This window comes from Hymenobacter saemangeumensis (genome assembly GCF_039541835.1).
GTDB lineage: Bacteria > Bacteroidota > Bacteroidia > Cytophagales > Hymenobacteraceae > Hymenobacter > Hymenobacter saemangeumensis.
Window position 1 is genome coordinate 432485 of record NZ_BAABGZ010000013.1, and the last position, 22494, is coordinate 454978.

Below are 22494 nucleotides of genomic sequence, written 5' to 3' on the forward strand. Positions count from 1 at the left end.
GTAGTGAATGAAGTGCCAGGCTACTGAATGAGCGCCAGCAAGCTGGCCGCAATGCCAGCCCAGGGCTGATGCAGGTCGAGGGTGACTACCCGCACCGGGTGCCCGCCCAGGGAGTAGCGTACGTCCACTGCCTGGGTAGCTGCCGGGTAAAGCAAAATGCCCTCCAGACGCTGTTCGGGGGTGGGTCGCTGGTTTTGCAGGTAGGCATACAGCTGGTAGAGGTGCGGCGCAATGAGGCGCTGCCGGTCGTAGCGGGGGCGCAGCGCGGCAGCGTAGTACTTGGTGTCGAGGATGATTTTGCGGTCGGGCGCCTCCAGGGTGGTGTCGGTAAGCATGGTGGGCAGCAGGGCCAGGTCCGGGGCTTCCCGGGCTTCGGCCTGCCAGGCAATGGTTTCGGCGTACACGCGGTAGCGGCGCTGCTCCCGGCGGTAGAAGTTGCGCACGAACTGCTCGAAGATGCGGGCCATCAGGGCTTCGTCGCGGCGGAAATCGATAAAGCGGCTGCGGCCGCTCTTGGTGGGGGTGGGTAAGGCCACCTGCCACACCAGCTCGCAGATGTGCAGCAAAAAGGCCGCCTCACTACCCGGGCGCTGCCGGCGCAGCCTGCTAAAAGTCTCGGCCTGGGGCCGCAGCGAGGGCGTGGAAGGAAAAGGAAAGCGCTGGCGTAGCTGACTAAGCTCACGGCGCAGGGCCGCTGGCAGCGTAGTGGCCTGGGCCAGCTGGGCCAGGGTAGCGGCCAGCAGGTGGTGCAGGGGTACGTCGGTGCTTAGCTCATCGAAAGAGCACAGGGCCCGGCCCTGGGGCAATAGGCCCTGGCTAAGGGAAGCAGCCAGCTCCACGCGGCCGCGCAGGCTGGCCAGCTCCTCCTGTCGCGGCGTGAAAGCCCGAGGCAAGCCGTTTTTCAGCCGGCGGCGGGTGGCCTGCAGCAGCACCTGGGCCAGTAGCTCCAGGGGGCGGTGGAAGGCCCGGGCCTCCGATGCCCGCAGCAGCGCCGGCTCCGGCAGGCGGTTCCAGGCATAGCAGAGAAAATAATACAGCGTGGCGAGGGGAATCATGGCGTAACCGCAGCGTATGCGGAGTGCAGGATGGAATGAGAGACCGGGCTAAGGGGCCTCTACTGCTTGCTGGGAAAGCGGTTTGCTGCCGGGAGCTAGGCCAGCAGCTTACGCAGCTGGGCCGTAGCCAGCTGGGGCTGCTCGCGCCAGTAGTCGACCAGCAGGGGGCCTATTTCCTGCTCCAGAACCAGGCGCAGCCAGCCCGGGGCTTGGCTGGCATCGGTGGGGGGCTGGCAGAAGTAGCTGTGGCCCACCTGAAAATCGGGGCCCAGCTCGGGGTCGTCGGCAATCGTTTGGTTGAGGGCGGCCATGCGGGCGCAAAGCTGCTCCACCAGGGGCGCCGGAACCCGGTGGGAGCGCAGAAACTCCTGAAAGGGCAGCCCAAACTGCGGCAGCAGGCTCACGAAGGCAAAGCGCCGCCGCAAGGCATAGTCCAGGGGGCTCAGCGAGCGGTCGGCGAGGTTAAGCGTACCGATGACGTATAGGTTTTCGGGAACGTAGAAGCGCGGGGCATCAGGGGGCGCGTAAGGCAGGCGCAGGGCGTGGGCCGGGCCGCGCTTGTCGGCTTCGAGCAGCAGCAGCAGCTCCCCAAAGATGCGCGGCACATTGCCCCGGTTTACTTCATCAATCAGCAGGAAATGGGGGCGGCCCGGGTCGTTGATTGCGCGCTGGGCCAGCAGGGGCAAGGTGCCGGGCACCAGCTGAAAGCGGCCCTGCTGGTCGGGCCGAAAGCCCAGAATAAAGTCTTCGTAGCCATAGCTGGGGTGAAACTGCACCAGCTCGATGCGGCCCTCGTCGCGGCTGCCCAGCAGCAGCCAGGCCAGGCGCCGGGCCAGAAAGGTTTTGCCCGTGCCGGGTGGGCCCTGCAGCAGCAGGTTGCGGCGGCGGGCCAGGCCGGCCAGGGCGGCATCCAGGCTGCTTTCGTCGATGAAAAGCTCCGCCAGCGCGTCGGCCCGCGAATAGGGTGGGGGCGTAGCATATGGTTCTGCCGGCTCGGCTACAGCGGCTGCAGCCGGCAGCCGGGGGCTGGGCGGGGTGGCGCGGCCGCTGCCGGTGTACAGCTCCTCGGCCTGCTGGCGGGCGGCTTCGTCGCCGTCGTGGGCCGAGCCGGGCATCAGCACCGGGCGCTTGGTGCTGATGGTAAAATCGAGCTGCTCCAGCACCGCGTTGGTGGGGCTGCCGGCCGGGCGGGGCCAGGTGGCTGCGGGGTCGCGCCGGGCCAGGCGGTACGCCAGCTCGGCCACGGCTCGGGGCGGGTAGCGGCGGCCTTTGTACACCAGCTCGTACACGGTGCTGGCCGGCAGGCGCCGCCCCTCGCGGTCTATCTGGCGCAGGGCCCGCAGCACCTGCTCACGGGTGAGCAGGTTGGTAGAGTCGGCGACGGGAGTGGTAGCGGGCATGCAGCAAAGTAAGGAGGGAAGCAGCACGCTCGGCTCCAGCCGGAGGTGTGCAGGAAGCAAGTACGTAAAAACCGGCACGTCATTAAAAAAGTCCCGCAGCCTGGGCCACGGGACTTGTTAGCAAAAGCCATATGGCCTTGGTATTAAGGCGTAATAGTGAAGGTGCGCGTTACCGAGTTGAACGGCCCGGGCAGCAGCTTGCCATTGGCGTCTATCAGCTCCAGCTTGATGGTGTTTTCACCGGCGGGCAGGCCCTCCATCTGATACGGCAGCCATTTGTCGAGGATAAACTCAGTGCCGTTGATGGACGCCCGCACGTTGTTGCCACCGGGTTCCAACACCGTGTTAACCAGATAAAAATCCAGCATCACACGCTTGCTGTCGGCGCCGCTGTAGTTGTCTTTGGGCCGGCTATAGAACAGGTGGGGCTTGGTCAGGTCGATGGCCGGCGCGGCCGCGGCCGTGCTCCCCACGTTCACCACCCGCAGGTCGTAGGCGCTGCGGTGCTTGAGGCTTTCGTGGTAGGAGCGCGAGAGAAACGACAGCACCACGTGCGACCCATCGGCCAGGGGCTTGCTGAATTTGGTTTCGTAGTGGGCGGTGTAAGGCTCGTTGTCCACAATGTTGTGGATGTGCTGCCCTTTCATGGAGTTGGCCATGTCGGTCATGTGCCGGCCGCCGCTCATCTTGGTAAGCTCAAAGTTGCTAATCTGATAGTCGAAGGCTACGGGCCCGCTGGGGGCGGTGGCGCCGGCCGCCGGGGTGCTCAGCCGCAGCTGGGCTTCCGGAAATTTGGGCGAGTCGTCGAAGGGAATCAGGCGGATACCATTTTTTTCGATGCTTTGACCCAAAATATTGGTGGGCGTGCTATTGGCCGCTTCACCTGCCGACCGGCTGGATTCGCAGCTCATCAGCAGGGTCAGGGCAAGGGCGGTGCTGCACAGCAGCCAGGCAGGGCGTTTCATGAATTGCGGGTGTTCGGGAAAAATTAGGGGCAATACGAGCGTGACTCGCTGCGGGGTTTTGCATAACTTGCATCATTCCCACCACGGGCACTGTCGTGTCTAAAGTAAACGCAATTTTTGTATGGAAGACCAGCTGTTAGAAGAAATCCCCTCCCTTGACCTTGCTGATTTCCGCTCGGGCGACCCCGAGCGCAAAGCCAAATTCGTGAAAGAGCTTGGCGAAGCCTACCAGAACATCGGGTTTGTCGCCCTTAAGAACCACGGCCTTTCCGACGAGCAGACCGGCCAGCTTTACGCCGATGTGCAGGCCTTTTTTAAGCTGCCCGACGACGCCAAGCAGCGCTATGAAAACCCGGAGCTGGCTGGCCAGCGCGGCTACATCAGCAAAGGCAAGGAGCACGCCAAGGGCCGCAACACCGGCGACCTGAAGGAGTTCTTCCACGTAGGCCAGGAAGTGGAAGACGAAGACCCCATTAAAAACGAGTACCCGGCCAACATCTGGCCCGAGGAAGTGCCGACCTTTAAGGAAAGCACCTTCCGCGCCTACCGCACCCTGGAAAATGCCGGCAAGGACGTGCTCCGGGCCATTGCCATCTACCTGCACCTGCCCGAGAACTACTTCGACGACAAGGTGAAGCACGGCAACAGCATCCTGCGCCCCATTCACTACTTCCCCATTGAAAACCCGGATGAAGTGCCGCAGGATGCCGTGCGGGCCGCCGAGCACGGCGACATCAACCTGATTACCTTGCTCATGGGCGCCAGCGCCGATGGCCTGCAGGTGAAGCGCCGTGATGGCAAGTGGATTCCTATCACGGCCCTGCCCGACCAGATTGTGGTGAACGTGGGCGACATGCTGCAGCGCCTGACCAACGGCGTGCTCAAGTCAACCATTCACCGCGTGGTGAACCCGCCCCGCGAGAAGATGAACACCTCGCGCTTCAGCATTCCCTTCTTTATGCACCCCCGCTCGGAGATGAGCCTGGCGGCGCTGGAGCACTGCGTAACGGCCGACAACCCCAAGAAGGAAGCCGACATCACCGCCGGCGAGTTCCTCAACGAGCGCCTGATTGAGCTGGGCCTGAAGAAGAAATAAAGCGAATACCAACAAGTCAGAACGTCATGCTGAGCGCAGGCTAAGCATCTTGCCCGCCGCAGTAATCCATTCGATTGAGTTACTACCACCCGCGAGATGCTTTGGCAGGCTCGGCATGACGTTTTGATTTATGAGTACTTCGCCCCCGCTGCCGCATGCCTCGCCGCCCCTGGTGGCTGAAGTGTCGCTCACGCCGCCCCCGCGGCGCTCGGGCAAGCGCACCCGGCAGGTGCGGGGCATTATCTTTCTGAAGGACGTGGCCATCCTGGCTTTCACGGCCTTCGGCGGGCCCCAGGCTCACCTGGCCATGATGTTCCGGCTGCTGGTTGACAAGCGCCGCTACATCACGGCGGCTGAGCTGCTGGAGCTGCAGGCCCTGTGCCAGCTGCTACCGGGGCCTACCTCCACCCAAACCATTACCGTTATCGGCTTCCGGCTGGGCGGCCCCAACCTGGCTTACCTCACCCTGCTGGTGTGGGCCGCGCCGGCCGTCACGCTCATGACCGTAGCCGGTCTGACCCTGAGCCAGCTCAACCCCGCCCACCTGGCGCATCTGGTGCAGTTTGTGCAGCCCGTGGCCGTGGGCTTTGTGGCCTTCTCGGCCTACCGCATCGCCGAAAAGGTGATTCATACCAAAACCTCGGTGGCCCTGACCGTGGCCTCGGCCATGCTGGCTTACTTTTTCCAGCTGCCCTGGGTGCTGCCCTTGCTGCTGCTGGCCGGGGGCGCCGTTACCACGGTGCGCTACCGGCGTCATGCCATTGTGCAGGAGAAAAAGCCATTGCGCGTGGAGTGGGCCAACTTTCTGCTGTGGCTGGGCATCTTGGTTGGCGCGGCTCTGCTGGGCTCCTACACCAAGCTGCTGCCGGTGCGTCTGTTTGAAAATTTCTACCGCAACGGCTCCCTGGTGTTTGGGGGCGGGCAGGTGCTGGCCCCGCTGCTGTATGCCGAGTTTGTAGAGTTCAAGCGCTACCTCAGCAGCACCGAGTTTTTGTCGGGCCTGGGCCTGGTGCAGGCCATGCCGGGCCCCAATTTTTCCATTGCGGCCTACATCGGCTCCTTGGCCATGCGCCCGGCCGGCGCGGGCATACCCGGGCAGCTGCTGGGGGCAGTAGTGGGCGCTACGGCCATCTTTCTGCCGGGTACCCTGCTCATCTTTTTTGTTATCCGGTTCTGGGACGGGCTGCGGCAGTACCGCGTGGTGCAGGCCTCGCTGGAAGGCGTAAATGCCGTAAGCGCTGGTCTGGTGTGTGCTGCCACGTTTCTGCTCTATCACCCCCTGCCCGACCGCATGCTGGCTCTGCCGGGGGGCTGGCACCTGGGGCCTTATTATGGCGTGCCGCTTAATCCGCTGCTGGTAGGGCTTACTTTCCTGCTGCTGCTCTGGGAAAAGGTGCCCTCAGTGGCCATTATCGCGGCGGCGCTGATTGCCGGCGCCGTGCTGGCCTAGGCAAATACCTGCCGCTGCTGTCACCTGTTCGCGGCGGTTCGCGTAGAGAGCGATGGGGCAGCGCTGCTCCGCGAACTTTCTAATGCCATGGCCAAGAAACCCGTCAAACCAAAACAAAAAGCTGCCGACCCCAACAAGAAGGCGCGCGTCCATAAAGAGCTGGAGGGCTTTGAAATCGGCGTTAACCCCCTGGGTGAAATCACGTCCAACTACAGCATCGAGCAGATAAACCAGTTTCTGGGCCGGCACGTGCGCGATAAGAAGCTGGTGGACCGGGCCGGGCAGTTCGGGGAGAAGCCCACGCCGGAAGAAGAGGAGGACGCAGCTTTCCCGATTCAGGACGGGCATCACGAGCCCGAGCCAGAGGAGTCGGAAGAGGAGTTTATGAAGCGCAGCAGCCGCGAGGCCAAGGTCAAAAAGAACATGGCCGAGCCCGACCGCGAAGCAGCCGCTACCCGGGGTGAGCTGCCCCTCGACGACGAATAAGCAAAGGAATAGGTAGTTTCTGCCGCAGAAGCATACTTTTGCGGTGAATCATTATAACCATTCCTGCCCGTGAACTCCCACGAAATTGACTACCGCATTCTTGGCGGCGACATTCAGGTGCTCGAAGTTGAGCTCGACCCCAACGAAACGGTGATTGCCGAAGCCGGCGCCATGGTATACATGGAGGAAGGCATTGCCTTTGAAACCAAGATGGGCGACGGCTCCGAGCCCGACCAGGGCTTTATGGGCAAGCTGTTCTCGGCCGGCACCCGCCTGATTACGGGTGAGTCGCTGTTCATGACCCACTTTACCCACCGCGGCGGCTATGGCAAAACCCGGGTGGCTTTCTCGGCACCCTACCCGGGAACCATTATTCCGGTCGACCTGCGTGACCTGCCGGCGGGCCTTATCGTGCAAAAAGACGGCTTCCTGGCGGCGGCCCGCGGCACGAAAATCAGCCTGCACTTCAACCAGCGGATTGGCGCCGGCCTTTTTGGGGGCGAAGGGTTTATCCTGCAAAAGCTGACCGGCGACGGCAAAGCGTTTATACACGCCGGCGGTACCATCATTGAGAAGCGCCTCAACAATGGCCTGCTCCGCGTAGATACGGGGTGCGTGGTCGCCTTCGAGCCGGGCATCGACTTCGACATTACCCGAGCCGGGGGACTCAAGTCCATGATTTTTGGCGGCGAAGGCCTGCTGCTGGCAACCCTGCGCGGCACGGGCCGCGTGTGGCTGCAGTCGATGCCTGTAAAAAAACTCATCCAGGCGCTGGCACCCAACGGCGGCAATGCCCGCAAGGAGAGCGGCGGCATGCTGGGTGGCATGTTCGACAGCCTGACGGAGCAATAGCCTTTAGCAGTAAGCGATAGAAGAGCAGTCAGCTAATGCCTGCTGCTCTTCTATCGCTTACTGCATAGACTGCACAATGTTGTAAGGAACAGTTTCATTGCCAGTAAATTTGACAATGAAAACGATGGTAGCCACCAAGACTACAACCAGCGCAATAAGCAGGCGCAATAGCATATGGTTGCCATTGGACTTGGTGCTGCCCATTTGTGAGGAGCGCTTGCGGCGTGAGCTATACGGCCTTTTGTACGGGGATACTTTGGTTGCGGAAGCCACTGGAGAAGTAGAAATTAACGCGTTGGGTGGGAATTTTAGAGTAATCAAAAAGTAATAGTAACGAAAATTATGATAAGGCAACGTAACATTTCGTCAAAAAAATCCTAAAGCTCCGCAAAGAGTGCAATTTTCCCGATAAACACAGCCATAAAAGAGGCGTACTCTGCTGAGTACTGACGCCTAGTCCACTTACTTGTGCAGGTGGAGAACCGCTTCCAGAACCTCGCGCGAGTTGAGCAGGCGGGGTACTTTATGCTGGCCCCCCAGCTTGCCCTGCCCAGCCAGCCAGGCCTCGAATGTGCCGGCCGGTAGGTAGTTAACTACGGGTGGAGCCAATGCCAGGTCGCGGTGGCGCTTGGCATCATAGTCGGAGTTGAGCTGCCGGAGGGTAGTATCCAGCACTTCGGTAAACCGGGCTAAGCTGCTGGGGCTGCTGAGAAACTCGATGGCCCATTCGTGGCCGCCCCGCGAGCCGGCTGCTCCGGCAAACCACACCGGGGCCGCTGTGTAGTCGCGCACGGCGGCCCCGGTAGCCTGGCAGGCGGCAGCAATGCCGGCATCGGCATTCTCTATTACCAGCTCTTCGCCAAAGGCATTGAGGAAGTGCTTGGTGCGCCCGGTAATGCGCAGGCGGTAGGGCGCCAGGGAGGTAAAGCGCACGGTGTCGCCTACCAGATAGCGCCACAGTCCGGCATTGGTACTGATAACCAAGGCATAAGTCCGGCCCGTCTGTACCTCGGACAGGGGCAGCGGCCGGGGTTCGGGGCTGTCCCACTGCTCGGCCGGCAGAAACTCGTAGTAAATACCGTGGTTGAGGAGCAGGAGCAGGTCTTCGCTGTCGGGCTGGTCCTGCACGGCAAAGTAGCCCTCAGAGGCATTGTAAATTTCGAGGTAGCGCATGCGGGCATCCGGAATCAGCTGGCGAAACAGCTCCCGGTAGGGGCCAAAGGCTACGGCACCGTGCAGAAACAGGCGTAAGCGGGGCCACACCTCGCAAATGCTGCCGGCACCGGCCAGCTCCGTGACGCGGCGCAGCAGCACTATCATCCAGGTAGGCACGCCCGCCAGCGTGCGTACATCCTGCTGCAGGACGTGCCGGGCAATGCGCTCAATCTTTTCCTCCCATTCGCCGAGCAGGGCCAGCTCCAGGGGCGGGGTGCGCATCTGCTCGGCCCACCACGGCAGCTGCTGCATAATAACGGCCGAAACGTCGCCGGCCCGGGAGCGGGGCTCGGCCGGGCGAAAGGGGTTGGGGCCATGGGTGCCGCCCAGCGACAGGGTTTTGCCGGCCAGCAGGCGCTCCCGGGGGTAGAAGTGCGTCGCCAGGGCCGTCATGTCGCGCCCGGCGCGGTAGTGGCATTGATGCAAGGATTCGGCCGTGACGGGTACGTATTTGCTGCGGGCATTGGTGGTGCCGCTGGACTTGGCAAACCAGCGGGGGCGGCCGGGCCAGAGCACGTCGCGTTCCCCGCGCAATACGCGCTCCAGCTCGGGGTATAGCTGCTCGTAAGTGCTTACCGGTACCCGCTCGGCAAAAGCTGCAGCCGAAATGTTTTCGCCAAAGCCGTAGCGCTGGCCCCAGTCGGTGCTGCGGGCGTGGCGCAGCAGCTGGCGTAATACCTGCTCCTGGTTTTCAATGGGTTGACGGCGAATGTGCTCCAGGCGGCGCAGGCTGCCAGCCTGTACGGCGGCGGAAAGGAGCAGGTCGAACATGCCACAAATGTAGGTTTAGCCGGAAATAGCGGATACGGAGAAGTCCGCAGCAAGGCCGCGGGCCTTACACCCGGTAAAGCAAGCATTGTATAGCCGTGGGCGCTGCAGGCCTTCGCTTCTACTGCTTTAGCCCCGGTTGCGCTTCAGCTCGAAGTTCTTGCCCAGGTACACGCGGCGCACGGTGTCGTCGCTGGCCAGGTCTTCGGCGGTGCCGGCTTTCAGCAGCTTGCCCTCAAAGAGCAAGTAGGCCCGGTCTACGATACCCAGGGTGGCCTGCACGTCGTGGTCGGTGATGAGCACCCCAATGTTGCGGTGCTTGAGCTTGGCCACAATGCCCTGGATTTCCTCGGTGGCAATGGGGTCGACGCCGGCGAAGGGCTCGTCGAGCAGCACAAACTTGGGGTCGACGGCCAGGGCGCGGGCAATTTCCGTGCGTCGGCGCTCGCCGCCGCTCAGCACCTTGCCCAGGTTTTTGCGCACATGGGTGAGGCTGAACTCATTCAGCAGCTCTTCCACCTTGTCTTTCCAACTGGCCTTGGGCAGGTCGGAGAGCTCCAGCACGGCCAGGATGTTCTCTTCCACGCTCAGGTCGCGGAACACCGAGGCTTCCTGAGCCAGGTAGCCCACGCCGCGCCGGGCCCGCTGGTAAATCGGCATGGAGGTAATCTCTTCGTCGTCGAGGAAAATCCGGCCGGCGTTGGGCTTAACCATGCCCACCATCATGTAGAAGCAGGTGGTTTTGCCCGCCCCGTTGGGCCCGAGCAGGCCTACGATTTCGCCTTGCTCTACCCGTACCGACATATCATTGACGACGGTGCGGGCTTTGTATTTTTTAATGAGGTTATCGGCGCGAAGAATCATAAGGGCAAAGGTAAGGTTGGCTTCTGCCGTGTACCGTTACGACAGGAAGCGGGACTGGCAAAAAAATATTCGGCACGCCTACTAGTTCGCTTGAAAATTTCCGCTACTTTTAAGCCCAGGAACCAAACCCACCTAATTCTTCCACACTTCTTATGACGTTTAAAACTTTACTCCTTGCGGGTGGTGCGTTGCTTGGCAGCGTGTCGGCTGCTTCAGCCAGCGGCTTTCAGGTGTATCTGCCCAGCCAGCAAAGCATTGGCATGGGTGGGGTAGGCGTGGGCCTCTCCATGGAGCAGGCCGCGCAGTTTCTGAACCCCGGCGCCCTGGCCATGCTACGCCAGAATGGCGTGCAAGTAGGCGTGAGCGCAACGTTTGCCCGCCAGGCTTTCCGCCCGGCTTCGGGTGGTGAGCAGCGCGAGCTGCAAAACACCGTTGTGACGCCATTTAACCTGTACGCCAGCTTTGGCCCCAAAGAGGGGAAGTTTCGGGCAGGCATCTCGGTGTACACTCCTTATGGCTCTACGCTGCGGTACGCCGAGGGCTGGGAGGGCCGCTATAGCCTGAGAGAAATCACGCTAAGCGCCATTTATGTGCAGCCCACCGCGAGCTATGCCCTTACGGATAAGCTGAGTGTAGGCGCGGGCCTGATGATACTGGCCCGGGGCGCGGTTAACCTGCAGCGCTCCATTGATGTAGCAGGAACCGAAGGCAAGATTGAGCTGGACGGCAAGACCAAAATGGGCTTTGGTGTGAATGCGGGCATTTTCTTCAAGCCTTCTGACAAGCTGAGCTTGGGCGTGAGCTACCGCTCGAAGATTGATGCCCGCGTAGAAGGCGGCGACGTGACCGTTACTAACCCCATCCCAGCCCTGCAGGCAAACTTCGCGGGCAATAAGTTTGATGCTACCCTGCCGCTGGCAGCCTCGGTCAACTTTGGCGTCGGTATCATGCCTACCGAAAAGCTGACCATTGGCGTGGACGTGAACTGGGTGCAGTGGAGCGCCTATAAGTCGCTGCGCTTTGACTTTACGAAAGACGGGCAGCCGGCACAGGTTGGCCGGGGCACTTTCTCAGAGTCGAAGCGTGAGTTTCAGGATGCCTTCACGTTCCGCGTGGGCGGGCAGTACAAGGCCACCGATAAGCTGGCCCTGCGCCTGGGCGGCGCTTACGACATGACCGCCGTGAAGGACGGGTTCGTAACGCCGGAAACGCCAGACGGCAACCGCATCATCGGCACGGCCGGCATTGGCTACGACATCACCGAAAACTTCGGGGTAGACGCGTCCTTTATGTTCCAGGCCATCCAGAAACGCTCGCAATCTGAGCAGGACCTGGTTAATAACGGCACTACCGACCGGCCCGCCGGCACGTACCGCACCAACATCAGCATTCCCGGCATCGGGCTGCGCTATAACTTCTAAGGCCAAGCTTCACTCCGCTATTACTTCGTTTGTATGAACCAGAATTTCAAACGTTCCGCGCCGTTTTTGGCACTCCTGGGCTTGGTACTGGGTGGTTGCCAGCCTGACCTCTCCAATGACCCGAAGTCAAGCGCCGGACAGGCTGATTTCAGCCGCTACATTGCCGTGGGCAACTCCCTGACCGCCGGCTTTTCCGACAATGGGCTGTACCGCGAGGGCCAGCTGAATTCTTACCCCAGTATTCTGGCCCAGCAGTTTAGCCGCGTAGGAGGAGGTACTTTCGTACAGCCCCTGTTTACCGAAGCGCAAGCCAGCGGCAGCGGCTACGTGCGCCTGGCCGGCTTTACAACACCCACGGCCAATTCCAACAGCTCGCCAATTACGGCGCCGGTAGCAGGCTCGGCTGGCCGCAATACGCCCACCTCGGCGCCCTATACCAAGTTCACCGAGCCGGTAAACAACCTTGGCATTCCCGGCATTCGGATGTCCGATATCAACACGGCCGGCTATGGCAGCACCCAGGGCAACCCCTATTTTGAGCGGATTACGCCCGATGCCATGGCCCTCCAGACTTACCTGCAGCGTGTACAGGCCACGGTGGGGTCCATCAAGCCAACCTTCTTCACCTCGTGGCTGGGCAACAACGACGTACTGGGCTATGCCACCGCTGGTGCAGCCGCCAACGCCATCACCCCGCTCGCCACGTTCACGACCAACAACAATCAGATGCTCGACGCTCTGATTTCGGGTGGTGCCAAGGGCGTGGTAGCCACCATCCCGGATGTGACGGGTATTCCCTTCTTCACTACGGCAGGCCCTTCGTTCCGGGCTACCCTGGCTTTGCCGGCCAACAACGTGCCCAGCGCTGCGCCTTTTGTGTACACCACGGGAACGTTGGCTCCCGGCCAGCCCAACACTCGCGTAAACACTACGCTGGCCAGCATCCGCGATGCCAGCGGCGCCGGCAACCTGCTGCTCACGCTCACGGCTTCGCCCTATCTGGGGCTCTACGGCCGGCCCTCGGGCAAGTACTGGCGCGACTTCTACCAGCAGGCCCGGCCTTCGCTGCCGCCCACGATACCCAACCTGTCGACATTCCTGCTGGTTATGGGAGTTGATACCACCCGGGCTTTTGGCCAGACCACTCAGAATCCTTTCCCCAGCACCCTGGTGCTTGACGATGTTGAGCAGACCGCGGTAGTGAACGCTACCAACGACTTCAACCGGGCGCTGATTTCGGCTGCAAATGCCCGCAACCTGGCAATCTTTGATGCCAACACCTTCTTCCGTGGGGTTGCAGCCAATGGTATTATGAACAACACCATAATGAACTCGGCGGCGTTCATCTCCGGAAACCTGTTCAGCCTTGATGGCGTGCACCCCACGCCCCGCGGCTATGCCTTCATCGCCAATGAGATGATTAAGGCTATCAATGCCAAGTACGATGCTTCCATCCCCACCGTGGATGCCACCAAATACCGCGGCGTTCAGTTCCCACGCTAGGCTTCGGGTTTAACTACAAAAAGCGCCCTTTCCTGCGTGGAAAGGGCGCTTTTTTGCGTATAAGTGGAAAAGCAAATTTGCTTTGGTGCGTTTCTTGAAGGCCCGGGTAGTCGGCAAAATACCCAGGCGTCACCTTTTCTTCTCTTTTTCGTCTAATTCAGTTATGAAAAAGCTTACCTTACTCGCCATTCTGGCCACGGCTACGCTGGTGGCCTGCGACACTGAAACTGAAGGCCCGGCCCCCAACACCAAAACCCAGCTGCTGACAGCCGACCCCTGGCGCATGACCTCCTGGACGAGTACTACAGGCTCCGGCTCGCCCGTAGACCAAATGCCTGCCCAGGCCTGTCAGCGCGACGACCGGTACAGCTTCGGCACCAATGGGGTGATGACCCGCACCGAAGGACCCCTTCCCTGCAGCGGCAATTCGCAAACGGTGGTACTCACCGCTCCCTGGAATTTCAACTCAGGCCAAACCATTCTTACCATTGGCGCGGCCAACATGGGGGCGTCTACCATTCCCTATGAAGTGGTTCGGTTGACGGCCGACGAGATGCAGCTGCGCTACAGCCGGTCTGTAAACATGCAGACCGTGGTAGACAATGTGAATTATGTGAATTAGCCGCTTGGCTTGCTAAAAGGTGTCGGACCGGCGCCTTTTAGCAAGCCAAGCGGTATTACCGAGCCAGGTGCGCGGCAATAAGCTGGGCATGATGGCGGCCGTTCTCGATAAACCAGCGGCTGGTGGCCCGGCCGCCGCACACGGTACCGGCTACGTACACGCCGGGCTGCGTTGTTTCCTGGGTTGTGGGGTCGAACAGTGGGGCGCGGGCTACGTCGTTGGGGTCGGGCTCAATGCCCAGGGCGCCGAGCAGGGTTTCGTCGGGGTGGTAGCCGGTGAGGGCGTACACGAAGCGGGCGGGCACAGTGAGCGGGCCGTTGGGTGTGGTAATGTCCACGGCATCGGGGTGAATGGCTGTCACGCAGGCATTGAAGTGGGCGGTGATGCGGCCTTCGGCAATGCGGTTGAGCAGGTCGGGCCGAATCCAGTACTTCACGCTGGGGCTGATTTCGGGGCCGCGCACCAACAGCGTGACACTGGCCCCGGCCCGGGTGAGCTGCAAAGCAGCCTTGGCGGCCGAGTTTTTGGCGCCAATCACCACCACCGGCTGGGCGGCGTGCTGGTACGGCTCCTTATAGTAATGACTGACGTGGGGCAGGTCTTCGCCGGGGACATTAAGTAGGTTGGGCAGGTCGTAGAAGCCGGTGGCTACTACCACGTTGCGGGCTTGAATCTCGCCCAGGCCGGTTGTTGCCGTGAAGCTGCCCTGCTCCCCGCTGAGACTCAGCACCCGCTCGTGCAGGCGCAGCTCCAGCTTTTCGGCGCGGGCCACGCGCTGGTAGTAGTCGAGGGCGTCTTCGCGCAGGGGCTTGTACTGGCTGGTGGGGAAAGGGTAGCCGCCGATTTCCAGCAGCTCAGGCGTTGAGAAAAACTCCATGTTGGTAGGGTAGCCGATAATGGAGTTCACCAGGGCCCCTTTCTCTACAATGACCACGCGCAGGCCCCGGCGCTGGATTTCAAGGGCGCAGGCCAGGCCCACGGGGCCGGCACCAATTACAAGGGCATCGAGCATAGAGAGTGTTGAGTGGTAAGTATTAAGTAGTAGGATTAAAAAGGCCAGCCCTTCCAGCCTCAGCGCTGCCGAGGGAGGGCCTTGTCGTTTGGCTTACTACTTAAGCGGTTTCAGGTGGTAGAGTAGCGGAAACACGGCACGGCGCGTTCTGCATTGTTACTTTGTGTATGCGTACTTGTGACTTATGCGGCAGCACCGATTTTAAGCAGCTGCCTTTCTACTACGAATTTGAGGGCCAGAAGCTGCAGGGCACCCAGTGCCGCAGCTGCAGCCTGATGTTTCTGCACCCCCAGCCCACTCCTGAGCAGCTCGAACGCCTCTACGGCAAGGAGTACTTCACCGACCGGCCCAACTACGACCGCACCCAGCAGGACAAGAAGTTTATCGACGAAGGCAAACAGCTGGATTTAACCAAGCCCCGGCCGGATAAGTTTGTCGACTACATGCAGGCCCACTACCCGGGCCGTAAGTTTCGCTACCTGGAAGTAGGCTGCGGCCCCGGCTACACCCTCAAAAGCCTGCAAAGCCTGGGCTGGGAAACCCACGGCCTGGAGATATCCGAGCACGCCGCCGAGTTTGCCCGCCAGGCCCTGAAGCTGCCCGTGGTAACCGGCAACATCGAAACCACCAAGGACTTCCACGAAAACCAGTTCGACCTGGCCTACATGGGCGACGTGCTGGAGCACCTGCTCTCGCCGGCCGCTACGCTGGCCAAGTTCCACCGCATTCTGGCGCCGGGCGGGCTGCTGGTGCTGGCCTTGCCCGCCACGCTCAACCTGCCCACCGTGCGCCTGGGCTTCGCCGCCTACGGCATGCTGGGCAAGCAGCGCAAGATGGACATCCCACCCTACCACCTCTACGAATTCACGCCGAGTACCATCCGCCGCATGCTGGCCAAGCAGGGCTTTGAGGTGGTAGACCTGCTCAATCCCGTGAAGCCGCCCACCCACATCCGCCTGGGTGGCAGCATCGTGGAGAAGGTGGGCAAGCTGGCCGGGCAGTACCCTACCTATTACCTGAACAAGCTGACCGGCAAGTTCGGGGATAGGATGTTTGTGGTGGCGCGGAACGAGAAGTAGCCCCACCCCCGACTCCTCCCCTGTGGGGGAGGGGAGCCTAAACCTGTCGTTCTTCGACTTTCTGACTAAAACAAGCTCGCTTTTTACAGAAAAAGGTCTGTTGCGAAAGCAACAGACCTTTTTCTTTTAATCATCAGGCTCCCCTCCCCCACAGGGGAGGGGTTGGGGGTGGGGCTACAGCAGCTCCGTGCTGCGCTTCACGAAGGCCGTCAGGGCCTCCCCCTTTAGCAGGCCCTGGGCGAGCAGGGCCAGGTCGAAGGCCTGCTTGGCGAGCTTGCCGCCGTCGTCGCCGCTGAGCACCTTCTGGGCTACGGGGTGGTTGGCGTTCACGGTCACGTCGAAGGAGTCGGGGAAGGCGCCGAACATCTGCATGCCGCCCCCGCCGCCGGTGCGCTGCATGTCTTTCATGCGGCGCATGAACTCGTTCTGGGTGATGACCACCGGCGCATCCTGGGGCGAGAGCGGGGCCACCTTCACGTGCATGGCGGGGTTGGCAATGGCATCCACGAACAGGGTGGTGAGCTTGTTCTGGTCGTCTTCGCTGAGCACGCTCTCGGTAGTTTCCTCTTTCTCGATGAGCTGGCCCACGGTGGCGGCATCCACGCGCTTGAAGGAGGTTTTTTCGAGCTTCTGCTCCAGCAGGCCTACAAAGTGCGGGTCGAGCACCTGGTCGAGGTTCAGCACGTCGTAGCCGCGCTCCTGGGCGGCGGCCACGTAGGCATGCTGGGCCTCGGCGTCGTTGGTGTACAGCACCACGGTGCTGTCGTTTTTATCCTTCTGGTTGGCCTGTACGTGCTCGGTGTACTCGGTGAGGGTGAACAGCTTGTCGTCCACGTTCTTCAGCAGGGCGAAGTCCTTGGCCTTGTCGTAGAACTTGTCGTCCGACAGCATGCCGTACTTCACAAACAGGCCGATGTCGCCCCACTTTTCCTCGTAGGCAGCGCGGTCCTGCTTGAACAGGCTGCTGAGCTTGTCGGCTACCTTCTTGGTGATGTAGGTGTTGATTTTGCGCACCGCGGCGTCGGCCTGCAGGAAGCTGCGGCTCACGTTCAGCGGGATGTCGGGCGAGTCAATCACGCCGTGCAGCAGCATGAGGAACTCGGGCACCACGTCCTTCACCTCATCGGTGATAAACACCTGGCGCGAGTACAGCTGAATCTTGTTGCGCTGCAGCTGCAGCTCGTCCTTCACCTTGGGGAAGTACAGGATGCCCGTCAGGTTGAAGGGGTAGTCCACGTTCAGGTGAATCCAGAACAGGGGCTCGTCCAGGCTCAGGGGGTAGAGCTCATGGTAGAACTTCTTGTAGTCCTCGTCGGTGAGGTCGCTGGGCTGCTTGGTCCAGATGGGCGCGGTCTGGTTTATTACCGTGTCCTCGAACTCAATCTCGATGGGCAGGAACTTGCAGTACTTGGTGAGGATGCCGCGCAGGCGGCTGGCTTCCAGGAACTCGTCGGAGTCGGCGGCTACGTGCAGCACCACGTTGGTGCCACGGTCTTCCTTCTCAGTGGTTTCGAGGGTGAACTCCGTGCTGCCGTCGCATACCCAGTGGGCGCCTTCGGTGCCTTCCTTGTAACTCTTGGAGAAGATTTCCACGTTGTCGGCCACCATGAAGGCCGAGTAGAAGCCCAGGCCGAACTGCCCGATAATCTGGTCTTTGGTGGCGGCGTCCTTCTCCTTGTACTGCTCCACAAACTCGGTGGCGCCGGAGAAGGCAATCTGGTTGATGTACTTCTTGATTTCCTCGGCCGTCATGCCCAGGCCGCGGTCGGCGATGGTGATGGTGCGGGCCTCCTTGTCCACGCTCACCTTCACCTTCAGCTCGCCCAGCTCGCCCTTGAACTCGCCGAGCTGGGCCAGGCTTTTGAGCTTCTGGGTGGCATCGACGGCGTTCGAAACCAGCTCCCGCAGGAAGATTTCGTGGTCGGAGTACAAGAACTTCTTGATGATGGGGAAGATGTTCTCGGTGTGGATGGAGATAGAGCCGGTCTCTTGCATACTAAGGTTATGAAGTGATGATGTGACGGAGAGAAACGTGAATTTTTGGCCGGTTTTGCCGAGCCGTCGTTCGCGGAGCGGCTATTCAACTCTTGTTCCACCCCGGGGCGGGCTGACAGGCTGGCAGTTGGGCGGAGCTGTTCTGCTAGCTTTCCCGCAGTGTGCGCAGTGGTTAGGCGCAGTGGTCGTTTTGGAAATGGGCTATCTGACCAGGAGGGGCTTGTGGGATTTGGTGCTTGGTGCCTTTTGCTGGGGGCCGGGCTTTTTGTGGCGGCGCCACCACAGCAGAAAGCCGGTGAGGCTGAGCAGGGCGGGGGAGAGGCCGCCCAGGCTCCAGAGCAGCTTCACGAGCAGGCCGCCAAACTGCCCGAAGTGCAGGGTAAAGGCCAGCAGCTCGGTTTGCTCGGCCAGGGCCGCCTGGCGCACGTCGGCAGCGGCCAGCACCTGGCCGCTGCGGGCCGACAGCGTAATGGTCTGGCTGAAGTCGCCGTAGAGCGGGCGGTCGGCGAGCCGGCCCAGGGCTTTCACCACGGTGTCGGAAGCCGTGCGGGGCAGGGCCAGGCCCTGGAGCTGGAAGCCGGGCACGGCGCTGGCGGCCCGGGCTGCCAGCGTGTCGAGGGAGACAGCCACCTTGGGCTGCGTTAGTAGCGGCTTCTCTGCTTCCTCGGCCGCGTAGGTTTCGGGCAGAAAGGCAGCGCGCAGCATCCACACGCCGCTGCCGGCAATAATCAGGTTGAAAGCCAGGGACCACACGCCCACCAACCGGTGCAGGCCGGAAGATGCCGTCCGCCAGTTGTTCCAGCTCACTTTCTGCCGGAACAGCAGCACCGGCAGCAGGTGCTTGCGGTACACCACGGCGCCGGTTAGCACGCTCAGCACCAGGGCTAGGCCGAGCAGGGCCACTGTCAGCTCGCCGCCCTTGCCGGCCAGCAGGCTGTAGTGCAGGCCCAGCAGCCAGCCAAAGAAGTGGGCCCGGGCGTCGCGCTGGCCCAGGTAGCGGGCCGTGTAGGGGTCGAAGTAAGCCAGCAGCCAGCGGTGGTCGGGCTGGTCGACGCTCACCTGCACGGCAGCGGTGGGCGAGGTGGGAATGCGGCGCAGGCGCAGATGGGCCGGCTGTGGAAACCGCTGCCGCGCCGCCGCCATCACCCGGTCGAGCGAAGGCCGGCCGGCCGGGGGCGCGCTCACGGAAAGCAGCTGCGGGTTCCAGGCATGGTCCAGCTCCGGCTCAAACAGCAGCAGCACCCCGCTCAGGCTCACCACCAGCAGCAGCAGGCCCGTAATCAGCCCCAGCCAGCTGTGCAGCGTAAACAAGCGGCGGGTGAAGGTGGAGCGGGCCATCTGTTTTTAGTTGTCAGTTATTAGTTGTCAGTTGTCAGTGTGGGCTGGCGCGGGTTTTCCTGACTGCAGGCGGGTATGGAGACAATTGCTGGCTAGAGGCTGTACTCAGCCGAGTATCAATAAACTAACAACTAACAACTGACAACTAACAACTGGCAACCAGCAACTAAAACGAATAGCCCGCCGTCAGGCGGAAGGAGCGGCCGTTGCCTACCCACACGATGTCGTTGAAGAACACGCCGGAGTAGTAGCGGGTGTCGGCCAGGTTGTAGAGGTTCAGGGCCAGGGACGCGCGTTTGATTTGATAGTTCAGCACGGCATCGAAGGTAGTGTAGGCCGGGATGGAGAAGTCTTCGACGAAGCTATAGCGCTTGCCTACGTGGTAGGCGCCGCCGCCGAAGCCCAGGCCTTGCAGCGGGCCCCGCTGCAGGGTGTACACGGCCCAGAGGTTGCCCGTATGGTTGGGCGCGTTCTCAAACCAGGGCGAGGCATAGGGCTCGCTGGGGTTGCCGTTCTTGGTGATTTTCGCTTCGTTGTAAGCGTAGTTGGTAATGATGTTCAGGCCGGGCAGCACGCGGCCGGTCAAGGACAGCTCCACGCCCTTGCTGGTGGCCTCGTTGCCGGCAATCTGCCGCTCGCCGTTGGGGTCGCTGGGGTCGGTAGTGAGGATGTTGACCTTGCGGATGTGGTAGAAGGCTACCGAGCCCACCAGGCGGCGGCCCAGCAGCTCGGTGCGGGCGCCTACTTCCCACTGCTTGCCCACTTCGGGGTCGAAAGGCCCACCGCTGCGGGCCAGGTTGGAGTATTGGGGCTGAAAGCTCTGGCTGTAGGAACCGTAGAGGCTAAGCTGGGGCAGGGGCTGGTACACCAGGCCGGCGCGGGGCACAAAGGCAGAAGCCGTCGAGGTGTCCTGGGGCAGCACAATGGCCGCCGTGGGGTTTCTTACCTGCTCGGTGCGGTCCTTGTCGAGGCTGGTGCTGCGGTAGGTGTCGTAGCGCAGGCCCAGCACGGCCTTGAGCTGGGGCGTGAGCGTGAGCTGGTCCTGCACGTAGCCGCCGAGGAAGTTGCTGGGGTTGTCGTAGCGGGCGTTGTACCGCTCGCCGAGGTAAGAGCTGCGGTCGGTTTGCCCGTACTGCGGGTTGAAGATGTTGAGGCCGGGCACGCCGACGCCGCTCTGGGCGTAGTCGTAGCCGTTCTGGCTGTGGCCGTAGTCGATGCCCGCCAGAATGGTGTGCTCTACCGGCCCGGTGCGGGGCGTCCAGGTCAGGTAGGTGTTCACGAAGGCATCCTGGGTTACGTTGTCGATGTCGCGGAAGTGTCGACGAATGGTGCCGGTAGTCGCGTTAAAGCTGTTGCGGTTGATGTGGTGGTACTGCTGAATGGAGTGGTAGTAGCTGTAGCGGGCCAGCACGCTCACGCTGAGCTTATCGGCCAGGCGGTGGCGGCCGAGAAACTGCACGTTGGCAATGCGGTCGGCGCCGCGGTCGTTGGCATCGTGGTGGCTCCAGCTGCGGGGCAGCACGCCTAGGTCGTATTGGCCGGCTCCGTTTTTCACGGCCATGATGCCGCGGTTGTACCAGGTGCCCCCGTCCTCGTTCTGGTGGAAGTAGGAGGCTGTGAGTGTCAGGTCGGTACGCTCGCTGGGACGGAAGGTAAAGGACGGGTTGATGAAGACGTTGCGCGTTTTCCAGTCGCGCATCTGGTGGTCGGTGCGCTCGGCACCGGCCACCACGCGGTACAGCCAGCGGCCGTCGGCCGTGAGCGGGCCCGTGGCATCGGCCACCCCGCGCAGCTGGCTGAAGCTGCCGTAGGTGAGGCGGATTTCGCGCTGGGCCGTGGCCTGGGGCAGCCTGGTGGTCTGGTTGATGATGCCGCCGGGCGCCGCAAAGCCGTACAGCACCGAGGCCGGCCCCTTGATGGCCTCTACGCTTTCCAGGTTGTAAGTGGGCTGCGGCGTATAAGACGACCCGCCCAGGCGCTGTCCGTTGTAGGCGAAGTTGCCGGTGGTAGAGCGGAAGCCGCGCATGTTGAAGTCGTTGTAGCCGCCAAACTGACTGATGCCGGCGAAGTTCTTGATGCTTTCCTGCAGCAGCTGCACCTGCTGGTCGCGCAGCACGGCCGCCGGCAGCACCTGCACGCTCTGCGGAATGTCGCGCAGGGGCGTGTCGGAGCGCGTGGCAATGTTGGTGGCGTCGCGCTGGTAGGCCGTGTAGCTGCGGGCCAGCACGGTTACTTCCTGCAGGCTGGTGGCACTGGCGGCCAGCGTTACCTCAACCCGGCTTGTTTGGCCTTCTGTAATGGTAACCGTCTGCTCCACGGGCTCAAACCCCATTGCCTGCACCACCAGGGTGTAAGTGCCGGCCGGCACGCGGTCGAGGCGGAAGCGGCCCTGGTCGTCGGCGGTGCTGCCTATGCTGGTTGCTTTTAAGGCAATGCTGGCAAAGGCGGCCGGCTGCGTATTCGCCATGCGAGCAGTGCCAAGCACGCTGCCAAAGCCAGCTCCGGCGGCATAAAGGTCAAGATTGAGCAGCAGCAAGCTTAGCAGCAAGGCAAAACGAAGGAGTGCTAGAAGACGCATTGTTTATTTAGAATGATTATAAACAGTGCAAAGTAACGGCAGGAAGCAGAGCCATTCAAAGCTTGTTTAGATTTTTTCTAAATAAATCAAGTTTGAATATTGAACATCAGGTGAGTTCTGAAGATGCTGTTGTCATAGCTGCTGGCGCATTTTGCTGAAGTAAAAAAGAGAGGAAGGCAGGTTATGTCTTTTTATAGTTTATGTTGATTGAAACCAGGAATTTCCGGCGCTTGTCTTATCTTCGGCAACCTTTAAGCGCTGGTCGCGCTACACGTCGCTGTGGCAGTGCCTGGTAAGCTTTCCAGGATTCGTGTCATCTTTGTACTTCAATGCACGCTTTGCGCTCTCATATTGCCCTCTTGCTGCTGCTCTGCCTCACGCGGACGCTGCTGCCCGAGGCATGGGTGCTGGCGCTGCACTCCCACGCGCACACCGAGGTAGAGGCTGCCCACGAGCCAGCCTACAAGCATAAGGGCAAATCCCTGCTCAGTGTCAAGCACCAGCACTGCCCGGTAGAGCAGTTTTACAACGTAGCCTACCAGGCCGGCGCGCCGGTGGTAGTGCCGGGGCCGCGGGTGGCTCCAGTATATGCCCAGCCGCTATTGGCGCTGGCCGTATCGGGCGCTACGGGTGTGGCTACGGGGCCGGCCGCCTTGCGTGGCCCGCCGGCTCGCGCCTAAGGATTCGAGCACGAAAACCCAGCTCCAAGCCTGCTAGCCAGCAGCCTGAAGCGGCGTTCTGGCAACCGGTAGAATCCTTTCAGGGCCTTCTGTGCATGGAGGCCCCCTGCGGACA

The 22494-nt window shown here is 61.6% G+C and carries 19 protein-coding genes; 9 read left to right on the forward strand and 10 right to left on the reverse strand.

Going from position 1 to position 22494, the window contains the following annotated elements; all coding sequences use genetic code 11:
* Positions 1-20 precede the first annotated feature (20 nt).
* The 3 genes from ABD919_RS06065 to ABD919_RS06075 form a co-directional block, all read right to left on the reverse strand.
* A complete protein-coding gene (locus ABD919_RS06065; protein ID WP_345234741.1) occupies positions 21-1055 on the reverse strand; it encodes a 5-methylcytosine restriction system specificity protein McrC in 1035 nt (344 codons plus the stop codon).
* A 95-nt stretch (positions 1056-1150) separates the two neighbouring features.
* Positions 1151-2455: an AAA family ATPase gene (locus tag ABD919_RS06070; RefSeq protein WP_345234743.1), complete on the reverse strand. Its 1305-nt coding sequence runs from the start codon at positions 2453-2455 to the stop codon at positions 1151-1153.
* Between the two features lie 143 nt (positions 2456-2598).
* Positions 2599-3420, reverse strand: a complete 822-nt coding sequence (locus ABD919_RS06075; RefSeq protein ID WP_345234745.1) for a hypothetical protein — start codon at positions 3418-3420, stop codon at positions 2599-2601.
* A 121-nt stretch (positions 3421-3541) separates the two neighbouring features.
* Here ABD919_RS06075 and ABD919_RS06080 point away from each other — a divergent pair, with 121 nt between their 5' ends.
* From ABD919_RS06080 to ABD919_RS06095, 4 genes are all read left to right on the forward strand, one after another.
* Positions 3542-4516 carry an isopenicillin N synthase family dioxygenase gene (locus tag ABD919_RS06080; protein ID WP_345234747.1) on the forward strand — a complete coding sequence of 325 codons (975 nt, stop codon included), beginning with the start codon at positions 3542-3544 and terminating at the stop codon, positions 4514-4516.
* 130 nt (positions 4517-4646) lie between these two features.
* Complete coding sequence (gene chrA, locus ABD919_RS06085; protein ID WP_345234748.1) at positions 4647-5966, forward strand: chromate efflux transporter; 1320 nt, start codon at positions 4647-4649, stop codon at positions 5964-5966.
* An 87-nt stretch (positions 5967-6053) separates the two neighbouring features.
* Positions 6054-6452, forward strand: coding sequence for a hypothetical protein (locus tag ABD919_RS06090; protein WP_345234750.1), 399 nt, complete (start codon positions 6054-6056; stop codon positions 6450-6452).
* Between the two features lie 69 nt (positions 6453-6521).
* Positions 6522-7304 carry a TIGR00266 family protein gene (locus tag ABD919_RS06095; protein WP_345234752.1) on the forward strand — a complete coding sequence of 261 codons (783 nt, stop codon included), beginning with the start codon at positions 6522-6524 and terminating at the stop codon, positions 7302-7304.
* A 57-nt stretch (positions 7305-7361) separates the two neighbouring features.
* On the opposite strand, the gene ABD919_RS06100 is transcribed toward ABD919_RS06095, so the two are convergent.
* From ABD919_RS06100 to lptB, 3 genes are all read right to left on the reverse strand, one after another.
* On the reverse strand, positions 7362-7577 hold the full coding sequence (locus ABD919_RS06100) for a hypothetical protein (protein ID WP_345234754.1): 216 nt from the start codon (positions 7575-7577) through the stop codon (positions 7362-7364).
* Positions 7578-7766: 189 nt separating this feature from the next.
* Positions 7767-9290, reverse strand: coding sequence for a GH3 auxin-responsive promoter family protein (locus ABD919_RS06105; protein ID WP_345234755.1), 1524 nt, complete (start codon positions 9288-9290; stop codon positions 7767-7769).
* 126 nt (positions 9291-9416) lie between these two features.
* The gene (gene lptB / locus ABD919_RS06110; protein ID WP_345234758.1) at positions 9417-10151 is read right to left on the reverse strand and encodes an LPS export ABC transporter ATP-binding protein; all 735 of its coding nucleotides are present in this window, start codon (positions 10149-10151) and stop codon (positions 9417-9419) included.
* Between the two features lie 152 nt (positions 10152-10303).
* Between lptB and ABD919_RS06115 the strand changes: the two genes are divergently transcribed.
* The 3 genes from ABD919_RS06115 to ABD919_RS06125 all read left to right on the forward strand — a co-directional run bounded on the left by ABD919_RS06115 (position 10304) and on the right by ABD919_RS06125 (position 13697).
* A complete protein-coding gene (locus ABD919_RS06115) occupies positions 10304-11572 on the forward strand; it encodes an OmpP1/FadL family transporter (protein WP_345234760.1) in 1269 nt (422 codons plus the stop codon).
* A 33-nt stretch (positions 11573-11605) separates the two neighbouring features.
* Entirely contained in the window at positions 11606-13075 is a 1470-nt protein-coding gene (locus ABD919_RS06120; protein ID WP_345234762.1) for an SGNH/GDSL hydrolase family protein, read from the forward strand.
* Between the two features lie 163 nt (positions 13076-13238).
* A complete protein-coding gene (locus ABD919_RS06125; RefSeq protein WP_345234764.1) occupies positions 13239-13697 on the forward strand; it encodes a hypothetical protein in 459 nt (152 codons plus the stop codon).
* A 55-nt stretch (positions 13698-13752) separates the two neighbouring features.
* Here the strand turns inward: ABD919_RS06125 and ABD919_RS06130 are convergent, their stop codons facing one another.
* The gene (locus ABD919_RS06130) at positions 13753-14709 is read right to left on the reverse strand and encodes a YpdA family putative bacillithiol disulfide reductase (RefSeq protein ID WP_345234766.1); all 957 of its coding nucleotides are present in this window, start codon (positions 14707-14709) and stop codon (positions 13753-13755) included.
* Between the two features lie 167 nt (positions 14710-14876).
* On the opposite strand from ABD919_RS06130, the gene ABD919_RS06135 reads away from it, so the two are divergent.
* Positions 14877-15788 (forward strand): class I SAM-dependent methyltransferase, encoded by a 912-nt coding sequence (locus ABD919_RS06135; protein WP_345234768.1) that lies wholly within the window; start codon positions 14877-14879, stop codon positions 15786-15788.
* Positions 15789-15962: 174 nt separating this feature from the next.
* On the opposite strand, the gene htpG is transcribed toward ABD919_RS06135, so the two are convergent.
* From htpG to ABD919_RS06150, 3 genes are all read right to left on the reverse strand, one after another.
* Positions 15963-17783 carry a molecular chaperone HtpG gene (gene htpG / locus ABD919_RS06140; protein ID WP_345234770.1) on the reverse strand — a complete coding sequence of 607 codons (1821 nt, stop codon included), beginning with the start codon at positions 17781-17783 and terminating at the stop codon, positions 15963-15965.
* 201 nt (positions 17784-17984) lie between these two features.
* Entirely contained in the window at positions 17985-19121 is a 1137-nt protein-coding gene (locus ABD919_RS06145) for a PepSY-associated TM helix domain-containing protein (RefSeq protein ID WP_345234772.1), read from the reverse strand.
* A 166-nt stretch (positions 19122-19287) separates the two neighbouring features.
* Positions 19288-21699, reverse strand: coding sequence for a TonB-dependent siderophore receptor (locus ABD919_RS06150; RefSeq protein ID WP_345234774.1), 2412 nt, complete (start codon positions 21697-21699; stop codon positions 19288-19290).
* A 359-nt stretch (positions 21700-22058) separates the two neighbouring features.
* On the opposite strand from ABD919_RS06150, the gene ABD919_RS06155 reads away from it, so the two are divergent.
* Positions 22059-22379 (forward strand): hypothetical protein, encoded by a 321-nt coding sequence (locus ABD919_RS06155; RefSeq protein ID WP_345234776.1) that lies wholly within the window; start codon positions 22059-22061, stop codon positions 22377-22379.
* Positions 22380-22494 lie beyond the last annotated feature (115 nt).

Excerpts from the sequence above, each read along its gene's own strand:
- ABD919_RS06065 (WP_345234741.1), bottom strand. The coding sequence starts at position 1,055 with ATGATTCCCCTCGCCACGCTGTATTATTTTCTCTGCTATGCCTGGAAC.
- ABD919_RS06070 (WP_345234743.1), bottom strand. The coding sequence starts at position 2,455 with ATGCCCGCTACCACTCCCGTCGCCGACTCTACCAACCTGCTCACCCGT.
- ABD919_RS06075 (WP_345234745.1), bottom strand. The coding sequence starts at position 3,420 with ATGAAACGCCCTGCCTGGCTGCTGTGCAGCACCGCCCTTGCCCTGACC.
- ABD919_RS06080 (WP_345234747.1), top strand. The coding sequence starts at position 3,542 with ATGGAAGACCAGCTGTTAGAAGAAATCCCCTCCCTTGACCTTGCTGAT.
- chrA (WP_345234748.1), top strand. The coding sequence starts at position 4,647 with ATGAGTACTTCGCCCCCGCTGCCGCATGCCTCGCCGCCCCTGGTGGCT.
- ABD919_RS06090 (WP_345234750.1), top strand. The coding sequence starts at position 6,054 with ATGGCCAAGAAACCCGTCAAACCAAAACAAAAAGCTGCCGACCCCAAC.
- ABD919_RS06105 (WP_345234755.1), bottom strand. The coding sequence starts at position 9,290 with ATGTTCGACCTGCTCCTTTCCGCCGCCGTACAGGCTGGCAGCCTGCGC.
- lptB (WP_345234758.1), bottom strand. The coding sequence starts at position 10,151 with ATGATTCTTCGCGCCGATAACCTCATTAAAAAATACAAAGCCCGCACC.
- ABD919_RS06115 (WP_345234760.1), top strand. The coding sequence starts at position 10,304 with ATGACGTTTAAAACTTTACTCCTTGCGGGTGGTGCGTTGCTTGGCAGC.
- ABD919_RS06120 (WP_345234762.1), top strand. The coding sequence starts at position 11,606 with ATGAACCAGAATTTCAAACGTTCCGCGCCGTTTTTGGCACTCCTGGGC.
- ABD919_RS06125 (WP_345234764.1), top strand. The coding sequence starts at position 13,239 with ATGAAAAAGCTTACCTTACTCGCCATTCTGGCCACGGCTACGCTGGTG.
- ABD919_RS06130 (WP_345234766.1), bottom strand. The coding sequence starts at position 14,709 with ATGCTCGATGCCCTTGTAATTGGTGCCGGCCCCGTGGGCCTGGCCTGC.
- ABD919_RS06135 (WP_345234768.1), top strand. The coding sequence starts at position 14,877 with ATGCGTACTTGTGACTTATGCGGCAGCACCGATTTTAAGCAGCTGCCT.
- htpG (WP_345234770.1), bottom strand. The coding sequence starts at position 17,783 with ATGCAAGAGACCGGCTCTATCTCCATCCACACCGAGAACATCTTCCCC.
- ABD919_RS06145 (WP_345234772.1), bottom strand. The coding sequence starts at position 19,121 with ATGGCCCGCTCCACCTTCACCCGCCGCTTGTTTACGCTGCACAGCTGG.
- ABD919_RS06150 (WP_345234774.1), bottom strand. The coding sequence starts at position 21,699 with ATGCGTCTTCTAGCACTCCTTCGTTTTGCCTTGCTGCTAAGCTTGCTG.